Below are 645 nucleotides of genomic sequence, written 5' to 3'. Positions count from 1 at the left end.
TAATACGTTCCCATGGATATCAACAACGGCTACACGGGCATTACCTGTACCAATATCAAAGACTAGATAAGCTTGTTGTGTCATTGTTCATATCCTCCAAGATCGCTTTATTGTAGAGCACTTTCACATCGGTCTGATGATGTTCAAACCAATCAATTAACGCGGTATTCATAATTTCTACATGATGGTCTTCTACTTCATAAGTAGCACCTGCTAGATGCGGAATCGCTAATACATTCGGCAGTGAAATCAATTCATAATCTTTGGGAAGTGGTGGTTCTTGATCAAATACATCAATAATCGCTCCACGAATCTGATTCTGTTGTAACCGTTCAACCAGTGCATCATGATCTACCACAATCGAACGAGCCGTATTTACAAAAATAGCGTCGCTTTTCATCGATTGTAATAATGTTTTATCGATCAATCCTTTGGTATCTTCAGTGACTGGTAAATGAATTGATATGATATCGCTGGTTGCAAATAACTCCTCTAACGATACTTTCTGATCACGTGGATCCGGGCTTGTCACATAAGGATCGTAATAACGAATATCACAAGGAAAGCTACGTAGAATACCTGCGGTACGCTGAGCTACAGCTCCAAAACAGACCATACCTATGGTTTTCCCTGCTAGTTCATTAC

The 645-nt window shown here is 39.8% G+C and carries 2 protein-coding genes; both read right to left on the bottom strand.

Going from position 1 to position 645, the window contains the following annotated elements:
* Positions 1 to 84 (bottom strand): hypothetical protein (locus DN394_RS29695; RefSeq protein ID WP_255451662.1); only part of this gene is annotated, 84 nt, incomplete at its 3' end.
* Positions 56 to 645, bottom strand: a 590-nt coding sequence (locus DN394_RS28755; protein WP_304521030.1) for an NAD(P)-dependent oxidoreductase, incomplete at its 5' end; no start/stop codon positions are given. The genes DN394_RS29695 and DN394_RS28755, both read right to left, overlap by 29 nt.

Origin of the sequence: Bacillus sp. BB081, from assembly GCF_008368895.1 — a bacterium.
Taxonomy (GTDB): Bacteria; Bacillota; Bacilli; order Bacillales; family Bacillaceae_G; genus Bacillus_A; species Bacillus_A wiedmannii.
Note: the sequence above shows the minus strand (reverse complement) of the source record. Positions and strands in the feature narration are given on the sequence as shown.